This window comes from Ramlibacter sp. bp-362 (genome assembly GCF_054956735.1).
On sequence record NZ_JBUDXE010000039.1, the window covers coordinates 1 to 1,225 of the forward strand.

The 1,225-nt window shown below is 63.8% G+C and carries 1 protein-coding gene; it reads left to right on the forward strand.

Annotated features, from left to right (window positions below; genetic code table 11):
- Positions 1-51 precede the first annotated feature (51 nt).
- Positions 52-1,218, forward strand: a complete 1,167-nt coding sequence (locus ACY0MJ_RS22310) for an IS30 family transposase (protein ID WP_462640754.1) — start codon at positions 52-54, stop codon at positions 1,216-1,218.
- Positions 1,219-1,225 lie beyond the last annotated feature (7 nt).

The window sequence follows — 1,225 nt, forward strand, 5'->3', positions numbered from 1 at the left end:
GGTGGTCTCAACCGGTCAACGCAACAGAATCGAACTGTTGCGGAGACCGAGATGAGAAAGATGAGGGCACGTAAGTACCAGACCAAGTTTGAGCGGCCGGAGCTTTGGCGCCGATGGAAGCAGGGTCAAAGTACTCACGAAATTGCTGCCGCCCTGGGCTGCAACAGCGGCACTGTGTCTTGGCACGTCAGGTATTACGGGGGCATTCAGCCGCCCGAGCGCATTCGGGCGCAGGGGCAACTCACGCTGGCCGAGCGCGAGGAAATCTCCCGGGGACTGGCGGCAAGGCAGTCCATCCGGGGGATCGCTGCAAAGCTGCAACGCCCGCCCTCCACCATCAGTCGGGAGGTCCAGAGGAACGGGGGCATCGCCTCCTACCGCGCCGAGGCCGCCGAGCAGGCGGCGTGGTTACGCGCCAGGAGGCCCAAGCCGTGCCTGCTCGAGCGCAATGAGCCGCTGCGCGAGCTGGTGAGCCAGCAGCTGCGGCAGGACTGGTCGCCCCAGCAGATCTCCAAGTGGCTGCGCGAACGCCCCGACAATGCTGCGGACATGCAGGTGTCCCACGAGACGATTTACCGCAGCCTTTTCGTGCAGGCCAAGGCCACACTGAAGGAGGAGCTGACGCAGCACCTTCGCAGCGGCAAGCGCACCAGGCGCACCCAGAAGCGCGTGGACAACAAGCGCGGCCAGATCGTGGGGGCGGTGTCCATCAGCGAGCGCCCTGCGCAGGCGGCTGACCGCGCCGTGCCCGGCCACTGGGAAGGTGACTTGGTAGTCGGGGCAAACAACAGCTATGTGGCCACCCTGGTGGAGCGGCGCTCCCGCTATGTCATGCTGGCCAAGCTTGGAGGCAAGAGCTCCACCACCGTGGTGGACGCATTGATCCAACTGGTCAAGCGGCTGCCGCAAGACATGATGCGCACCCTGACCTGGGACCGTGGAACCGAGCTCGCCCAGCACGCCCGATTCACTGTCGCCAGTGACGTGAAGGTGTACTTCTGCGACCCCCGCAGCCCCTGGCAGCGTGGCACGAACGAAAACACCAACGGCCTGTTGCGTCAGTACCTGAAAAAGACCGATGACTTGTCTGTCTACAGTCAGGAAGAACTCGACGCAATCGCCCGGCGACTGAACACAAGACCCCGTGAGACCCTGGGCTGGCGCTTCCCTGTGGACGTCCTTAACGAGAAAATCAATGGCGTTGCGTTGACCGGTTGAGACCACC